9 protein-coding genes are annotated in these 7,384 nt (G+C 69.1%); 4 read left to right on the forward strand and 5 right to left on the reverse strand.

The annotated features are described in order from the left end of the window. Positions 1-208 precede the first annotated feature (208 nt). The gene (locus FJV41_RS46915) at positions 209-667 is read right to left on the reverse strand and encodes a cyclic nucleotide-binding domain-containing protein (protein ID WP_141649135.1); all 459 of its coding nucleotides are present in this window, start codon (positions 665-667) and stop codon (positions 209-211) included. 76 nt (positions 668-743) lie between these two features. On the opposite strand from FJV41_RS46915, the gene trxB reads away from it, so the two are divergent. From trxB to FJV41_RS46935, 4 genes are all read left to right on the forward strand, one after another. After that, positions 744-1,709 (forward strand): thioredoxin-disulfide reductase, encoded by a 966-nt coding sequence (gene trxB, locus FJV41_RS46920; protein WP_141649140.1) that lies wholly within the window; start codon positions 744-746, stop codon positions 1,707-1,709. Between the two features lie 96 nt (positions 1,710-1,805). Then, positions 1,806-2,990 carry a trans-sulfuration enzyme family protein gene (locus tag FJV41_RS46925; RefSeq protein ID WP_141649136.1) on the forward strand — a complete coding sequence of 395 codons (1,185 nt, stop codon included), beginning with the start codon at positions 1,806-1,808 and terminating at the stop codon, positions 2,988-2,990. Continuing rightward, positions 2,987-3,487, forward strand: a complete 501-nt coding sequence (gene moaC, locus FJV41_RS46930) for a cyclic pyranopterin monophosphate synthase MoaC (protein ID WP_141649137.1) — start codon at positions 2,987-2,989, stop codon at positions 3,485-3,487. Before FJV41_RS46925 ends, moaC begins: the two co-directional genes overlap by 4 nt. 217 nt (positions 3,488-3,704) lie before the next feature. After that, positions 3,705-3,977: a hypothetical protein gene (locus FJV41_RS46935; protein ID WP_246137864.1), complete on the forward strand. Its 273-nt coding sequence runs from the start codon at positions 3,705-3,707 to the stop codon at positions 3,975-3,977. Between the two features lie 6 nt (positions 3,978-3,983). Here the strand turns inward: FJV41_RS46935 and FJV41_RS46940 are convergent, their stop codons facing one another. From FJV41_RS46940 to FJV41_RS46955, 4 genes are all read right to left on the reverse strand, one after another. Next, positions 3,984-4,547, reverse strand: a complete 564-nt coding sequence (locus FJV41_RS46940) for an NUDIX hydrolase (protein ID WP_141649138.1) — start codon at positions 4,545-4,547, stop codon at positions 3,984-3,986. A gap of 45 nt (positions 4,548-4,592) precedes the next feature. Further along, positions 4,593-5,417 (reverse strand): SirB1 family protein, encoded by an 825-nt coding sequence (locus FJV41_RS46945; RefSeq protein WP_141649142.1) that lies wholly within the window; start codon positions 5,415-5,417, stop codon positions 4,593-4,595. A gap of 84 nt (positions 5,418-5,501) precedes the next feature. After that, positions 5,502-5,777, reverse strand: a complete 276-nt coding sequence (locus FJV41_RS46950) for a hypothetical protein (RefSeq protein WP_141649139.1) — start codon at positions 5,775-5,777, stop codon at positions 5,502-5,504. 8 nt (positions 5,778-5,785) lie between these two features. Next, entirely contained in the window at positions 5,786-7,360 is a 1,575-nt protein-coding gene (locus FJV41_RS46955; RefSeq protein ID WP_174488975.1) for a YiiX/YebB-like N1pC/P60 family cysteine hydrolase, read from the reverse strand. Positions 7,361-7,384 lie beyond the last annotated feature (24 nt).

Genomic DNA, 7,384 nt, shown 5'->3' on the forward strand with positions numbered 1-7,384 from the left:
ATGGGTATAAGAGACAGGCCCATGCTCCACTCCATCCCGCCCACCTTCCCCGGCGCGGTGCTTGAGCAAGGCATGTGCCCGCTGTCGCTACCTGGGGCGCGGTGGGCCTACCCATCCCGTCTGGCTCGACAGGGCTCGACTCCCGGACGGTCACCCGCACACCACGGACCCTCTCGGGCGGTGAGAGGTGGGCGGTGCGGGCCTGCTGTCAGAAGCGGGAGATGGCGAAGAACGATTTGATTTTGTCGTTCGTCTCGCGAAGTCGCTCGCTCAGCGTGCGGACGAACGTCCAGAGCAGTACGTACGCCAGGTCCTTGTCGGTGAACATCAGCTGGTCCAGCTTGGACCTTTCGATGGCCCACACCGAGCAGGAGATGTGGGCGATGGCGTCCGCGGAGCGGGGAGAGTCCTCGATAACCGCCATCTCTCCGAAGTACTGGCCGGCTTCCAGGATGGCGAGCGCTTCCTCTCCGATGCCGGGCACCGACTTGGAGATGCGGACCTTGCCGCTGGAAATGACGAACATTTCCTGGCCGGACTCCCCCTCGCGGAAGAGGAAGGCGCCCGCCGGGTAGTCCCTGGTGTGGCCGAGTTGCGCCACCTTGGCGAGCTGGCCCTGGGTCAAACCCTCGAACAGCGCAACCTTCTTGAGGAGCTCGGCATCCATGAGGCCAGCTTCGTATCACGCGCCCGAGGGCCTCTGGTACCTTCGCGGCCTCAACGGAAAGAGGGAGGAGCCACCCGTGGCGGAGGAGAAAATCAACAAGGTGACCATCATCGGCTCGGGGCCGGCGGGTTACACCGCGGCCATCTATGCCGCGCGCGCCAACCTGGAACCGATGGTGTTCGCTGGTGGGCCCACGCTGGAGCATCCCCAGCGCGTGCCGGGCGGGCAGCTCATGGTGACCACGGACGTGGAGAACTACCCGGGCTTCCCGGAGGCCATCACCGGCCCGGAGCTGATGGACCGCTTCCAGAAGCAGGCGGAGCGGTTCGGCACGGTCATCCACATGGAAAACGTGGTGAAGGTGGATTTCAGCAAGCGCCCCTTCGTCATCGAAGGGGAGAGCGGCATCCGCGTTCTCTCGGAGACCGTCATCATCTCCACCGGCGCGACGGCCAAGTGGCTGAGCGTCAAGGGTGAGGACATCTACAAGAACCGGGGCGTGTCCGCGTGTGCCACCTGTGACGGCGCGTTCTTCAAGAACCAGGAAGTACTCGTCGTGGGCGGTGGAGACACGGCGATGGAGGAGGCCACGTACCTGGCGAAAATCGTCAAGCACGTCACCCTCGTCCACCGTCGCGACTCGCTGCGCGCGTCGAAGGTGATGCAGGAGCGCGCGCTCAACAACCCGAAGATTTCCTTCCTGTGGAACTCGGCGGTGGAGGAAGTCACCGGCAACGCGAAGGGAATGACGGGCGCGGTGGTGCGCAATCTGAAGACGGGCGACAGCCAGCTGCTCAATGCCACGGGCCTGTTCGTGGCCATTGGCCACACGCCGAACACGGAGCTGTTCCAGGGCATCCTGGAGACGCACCAGGGCGGCTACCTCAAGACGGTGGCGGGCAGCACCCGCACGAACATCCCCGGCGTGTTCGCTTGTGGTGACGTGCAGGACAGCTACTACCGTCAGGCCATCACCGCCGCCGGCACCGGCTGCATGGCGGCCATCGACGCGGAGCGCTGGCTGATTGAGCAGGGCGAGTAGCCCGCTCACCACCGCGTGACGCATGCTCCAGGCCGGTCCGTCTCCATGGCGGACCGGCCTTCTTTTCGAGCCAGGCAAGGGCGGAACAGGACTCTCATGAGCACGAAGCAGAAGACGCTGGCGGTGCACGCCGGAACGCGGCTGACGGGCAGCAAGGCGGTTCCCGTCTCGCCCCCCATCTCCGTGTCCGCGGTGAGCTGGTTCGACAGCAGCGACGACCTGGACGGCGCGCTGGACGGCAAGGACTACGCCTACGCCCGCATCAGCGCTCCGAACACCACGCTGCTCGAAGAGGCCGTGGCGGCGCTGGAGGGCGCCGAGGCGTGCGTGGCCTACGCCAGTGGGATGGCCGCGCTTCGCTCGCTCTTCGAGGCCCAGGACTTCCGGCCTGGCGACAGGCTGGTGATGCCGGCGGACGGCTACGGCGTCACGCGCGCGCTCTACAAGAAGCTGTGTGCCGCGCTCGGCGTGGAGCTGCATGCGCTGAAGCTGACGGACGCGGGGACGCAGGCGCGCATCCGCGAGCTGAAGCCGCGCCTGGTGCTGGCGGAGAGCATCACCAATCCGCTGCTGCGCGTGGCGGACCTGCGCGAGCTGGCGAAGGCGTGCCGGGACGTGGGCGCGGCCTTCGCGGTGGACGCCACGTTCCCTTCGCCCATGGGGCAGCGCGTGCTGGAGCTGGGCGCGGACTACGCGGTGCAGTCCACCAGCAAGTGGCTCAACGGGCACAGCGACGCGCTGGGCGGGACGGTGAGTGGTGCGCGCTCGCGCATCGACGTGCTGCGCGCCGCGCGCGTGCTCTCCGGCGATGTGCTGGGTCCGTTCGAGGCGTGGCTCACGCTGCGCGGCCTGCGCACCTTGCCCGTACGGATGAAGGCCCATGCCGAACACGCGGCGCACGTGGCGCGGCGGCTTGCGGAGTCGCCCCTGCTGGAGCGGGTCATCTACCCGGGGCTGGCCTCGCATCCGGACCATGCGGTGGCTCGCGAGGTGCTCAAGGATGGCGGCCCCATGGTGTCCTTTGAAATCCGGGGCGCGGGCCGCCCCGAGGCCATGCGCTTCCTGGAGGCGCTCAAGGTCGGTCGACCCGGTCCGTCGCTTGGGGACGTGTGCACGCTGGTGATGCACGCGGCCAGCGCCAGCGCGCGACGCCTGACGCCCGAGGAGCGCAAGGCGGCGGGGATTCGCGAGAGCCTCATCCGGGTGTCCGTCGGACTCGAGGACCCGGACGACGTGGTGGATGACCTGCTCCAGGCCGTGGCCCAGGGGGTGGGCCGGTGAAGATGGTCGATGTCGGCGCGAAGCCGAAGACGGAGCGCGTGGCGGTGGCCACCGCGCTCTTGCGCATGTTGCCCGCCACGCGGGAGCGCATCCTCGCGGGGAAGGTGGAGAAGGGGGACGTGCTCGCCGCGGCGAGGCTCGCCGGCATCATGGCCGCCAAGCGCACCCCGGACTTCATCCCGCTGTGCCACCCCATCGCCCTGTCCGGAGTCGAGGTGACCCTGGACGCCGTGAAAGAGGGGCTGTCCGTCCGCGTGACGGTGCGGACGGTGGACCGCACGGGCGTGGAGATGGAGGCCCTGACGTCCGCGTGCGCTGCGGCGCTCACCGTCTATGACATGTGCAAGAGCGTGGACCGGGGCATGGTGCTGGAGGCCGTCCAGCTCGAGCACAAGTCCGGGGGACGCTCGGGGACCTGGGAGCGGGGCTCGGTGAAGGACGGTGCGGGGGCGACTCGTGCCGCCACGTCACGTCCACGCAAGCGCGCGAAGGGTTGAGCGCGGACGCGCTTGCGAGCGCGTGGGAAGGGGAGCGCGACATGGGCCCGTGCGGGCTGCCCGGTGTCCGCTTCAGGACGTGGACAGTGTGCTCCCGAGCACGGCCCTCCCTGAACTCGTGCCCTCCGGGGCTCCCGCTTGTCGGAGCGGTCGTCCAGATTGGACTCTCGCCACCATGCGCCCAGCAAGCGCGGGGGGCCGTAGAGGAGGTCCAAGGGTGCTCAACGTCAGGACGACCCACTCCACCGTGGGGCTCCTCGCGCTCATGGTGGGCATGGGCTGCAGCCCCGCCTCCGGGGACGGGGACGGAGACGCGCCGGAGTCGCCCACGCTCGTCGCGGCGGGGGCCCACTCACGCTGCTCCCCAGGGAACTCGGGTCGCCGCTCCATCTCCAAGGACCCGAAGGGCTGCCGTCAAACCATGTTCGTCTGCGCCCCGGGCGAGACGCCCTTCTTCGACGCGTGTGGCTGTGGCTGCGAGCGCAGGTAGCGCGCGCTACCGCTTCCTGTCCGCGTCCTCGCGCAGCTTCTCCAGGAAGAGTGCCCCCACCACGAGCGAGTGGGTGATGTGGCCCTCCAGGATGAGCCGGGGCACGTCCGCGCGCGGGTGCAGCTCCACGGCGATGTCCTCGGCCTCGTCCTGCCGGCCCGCATGGGCCCTCACGCAGTCCCGAGCGAGGAAGATGAAGCAGCGGTTGTCCTGCAGCGCGGGGTTGGGATGCATCCAGCCCAGCGGCACCACGCGGCCCGCGACGTAGCCCGTCTCCTCCTCCAACTCGCGCGCCGCCGCCACGGCCGGGTCCTCGCCTTCCTCGACGAGTCCTCCCGCGAGCTCCAGCGTGTCCGCGCCGACGCCGAAGCGGAACTGCCGCACCAGCACGAGCGAGTCCTCCGGCGTCACCGCGATGACGTTGACCCAGTCCGCGCAGACCACCCGCACGCGCGGATGCTCCTGCTCCGTCCTCGGGTCCGCCCACTTGTCCTCGCGGACCTTCATCACCTGATAGTCGTGCTCCAACCCAAGGCGCAGTCGCCGCCAGGGCTTCACCGTCTGGGACATGGTTGACGCTCCGGCCCCCCGACACGGGCGAGGGCCTTGGGGTTTTCAGTTGAGCAGCGAGGCGCGCTCACGCAGCTCGCGGGCCGTCATCTCCAGGCGGTCGCGGTCCGGAGCCTCCGGCGACAGCTCCAGGCACCGCTCCACGTCGCGCAGCGCCGCGCGGTATGCCCCCAGGTTGGCCAGCAGCGCCGCGCGCGTGCGCAGCTCCCCGGGGTGATCCGGCGCCAACAGAAGCAGCAGGTCCACCACCGCCAGCCCCCGCTCGCGGTCCTCGCGGCCCAGGTACACGCGCCGCAGGTTGGACAGCATGCGGTAGGCAATCAACTCCACCGGCGCCGGCGCCAGCATGGCCCGGTCGAACTTGAGCTGCGGCGCCACGCGCTTGAGCAGCTCCTCGCAGCCGTGCTCGGTGAGGATGTCGCCGTGGTGGAAGGGGTCCATCACCAGCTTGTGGTCCCCCGCGTCATGGGCGACGAGGAAGTGTCCGGGAAACGGCACTCCGTACAGGGGGATGCCCGCCCGGCGCGCGACTTCCAGATAGACGACGGACAGCGTTATCGGCAGCCCCAGCTTCCGCTCCAGCACCTGGTCCAGGAAGCTGTTCTCGGGCGAGTGGTAGTTGTCCTCGTTGCCGCGAAAGCCCTCGATGTCCGACAGCACGTGGCGCAGCGCTCGCAGCGACGCCAGCGCCTCGCCCTTGTCGGTGAGCCGCTCCGACTCCACCTGGACCCGGCACGCCAGGACGTCCAGGACGTGCAGACACGCGGGGGCATCCAGCTCCGGCCTGTCCAGCGTGGCGATGGCCAGCGCGGCCAGGTCCAGACGCGGTGGCTCCGCGGCCAGCGCCGACACCAACCGTTCCCGGGCCAGCGGCGGGCTGAATCCTGTGGGGATGCTCACGGCCGCAACCACTAACCCACACCGGGCTTGACGGCAAAGGCAGGCAACCGAGCGTCAGAAGGTGGGCGGTGCATAGGGCAGCCTCCCCTTGATTTCCGCGCGCAGCCCCATTTGAGCCGAAATCAGCCCCGCCAGGATTCCGTCCTCATACTCGAAAGTCGGGTGTTCCTTGAGTTCGGGAAAGTCGTGGGGATTGCGAAGCTCCTCGGGGGTGAGATTGGGGACGGCCTCGCGGGCCAGTCGCAGCACCTTGGCCTGTTGCTGCGAAATCATCCGCTCGAAGAGCTGGGCGGACAGCTCCAGCATGTCCTGGGCCACTTCTTCCGTCATGTGCGTGCCTACTCCTGGGCGATGTCCCACTTGGCTCGGCGATAGCTGTAACGGAAAGCGGCCTCATCCGCCTCTTTCGCGAGCCCCTCGCCCTCCCGGCCGTCCAGGAAGGCGACGAAGTCGAGCTGGCGGTTGTCGCGCCCGTGCTCGGTGTCGAAGAGGCGGACCAGCTCGTTGGCGGGCAGCGTGCGCCGGCCGACGACGTCCACCAGGGGCACCGCCAGGCCGCGCATCTCCTGCGAGGGCGCGTAGGACTTCCACACCAGCTCCGTGCACACCAGCGTCTGGTCCGAGAAGAAGTCGAAGTCGAAGTCGTACGGGCGGCCCTGGTACGCGAAGGCGCGGAGGATGGCGCGCGCCTTGTCCACGCGAGCCAGCCGGGGGCGCATGACGCCCAGGTAGTCCACGCGCATGCCGTGCTCCAGGCCGGTGAAGCTGACGCCCTCGCTGATGGACTCGATGATGCGGATGGGGTCGCCGTGGGAGTCCTTGCCGGAGTACTCGGCCCACTTGGCGGGGAACGCGCGAGCCAGGTGCGCGGTGAAGGACGCGGGCTTGCCGGGAAGCGTGGCCACCCAGGCCTTCACGTCCGCGTCCTCGTCGAAGTACGCGGCCATCTCCGGCGCGGTGCCGACAAACAGCTCCGCGTGCGGCCAGAAGCCCGGCAGGCCGATGTTGGAGAGGTACCAGTTCTGCCGCGCCACCATGATGTCGCCGGGCTCCATCTTCTTGAGCACGCCCAGCACCTGCTCGCGGCTGATGAGCGGCTGGCCGGAGCGGTGCACGCGCGTGTCGCCCATCCACTCGGCCACGGCGCGCTGGACGGGGAAGAAGGCGCGCTGGGCGGAGTCCTGGGTGAGGTCCGTGGCGGCCTTGGCGAAAATCGTGGCGCCGCGCTTGGCGAGAAGGCCCCGAGCCACCTCGCTGTTGAGCTTCATCTCCTGCATCACCCAGGGCACGCGGGGGCCGTCCAGCGCGCCGGCCTTCACCAGCAGCGGGCGCAGCTGCTCCTTGTACGTGTCACCGGTGTAGAGCTGGGTGGTGGTGCCCACGTGGATGACCTTTTCCTTGAAGCGGGCGAAGGCGCGCGGGGGCAGGCCGAACTCGGGGGCGGGCTCGTCCAGGAGGACTTCCAACTGCTTGCGGCCTCCGGTGAGCTCCGCGTAGGTGAGGCCGTGGGCCAGCTCCGTGGTGAGCGCGCCGTGGGTGAGCAGGAAGCCCCAGGCGTGCTTCTTGGGCTGGGTGAGGGCGGGCACCTTCACGAAGTCCCAGTAGCGCTGACGGATGACCTCGGTGGAGACGAAGTAGTCGAAGAAGGCCGCCCACGTGGTGAGCAGCCGCTGCTTCTGGTCCGGCGTGTACGGCTCGCTCTGCTTCTGGAGGTAGAGGCCGCGCGACTGCTTCACCTCGTCCTGGAGACGTCGCAGGCCACGGGCGTGCCGCTCCAACTGCTCCAGGTCGGCCTGGGCCTGGGCGACGAAGGCGGCGTCATCGAGGGAGTAGACGCTCTTGGGGGCGGCGGCTGGCGTGGGCGGCGTGCTGGCGAACACGAGCCAGGCGAGCAGCAGGGGTGCGGCGGGCATGGATGGGGCTCCGGGCGACAGGGG

The organism is Myxococcus llanfairpwllgwyngyllgogerychwyrndrobwllllantysiliogogogochensis, from assembly GCF_006636215.1.
GTDB classification, from domain to species: domain Bacteria; phylum Myxococcota; class Myxococcia; order Myxococcales; family Myxococcaceae; genus Myxococcus; species Myxococcus llanfairpwllgwyngyllgogerychwyrndrobwllllantysiliogogogochensis.

Excerpts from the sequence above, each read along its gene's own strand:
- FJV41_RS46955 (WP_174488975.1), bottom strand. The coding sequence starts at position 7,360 with ATGCCCGCCGCACCCCTGCTGCTCGCCTGGCTCGTGTTCGCCAGCACG.
- FJV41_RS46925 (WP_141649136.1), top strand. The coding sequence starts at position 1,806 with ATGAGCACGAAGCAGAAGACGCTGGCGGTGCACGCCGGAACGCGGCTG.
- FJV41_RS46915 (WP_141649135.1), bottom strand. The coding sequence starts at position 667 with ATGGATGCCGAGCTCCTCAAGAAGGTTGCGCTGTTCGAGGGTTTGACC.
- FJV41_RS46950 (WP_141649139.1), bottom strand. The coding sequence starts at position 5,777 with ATGACGGAAGAAGTGGCCCAGGACATGCTGGAGCTGTCCGCCCAGCTC.
- FJV41_RS46940 (WP_141649138.1), bottom strand. The coding sequence starts at position 4,547 with ATGTCCCAGACGGTGAAGCCCTGGCGGCGACTGCGCCTTGGGTTGGAG.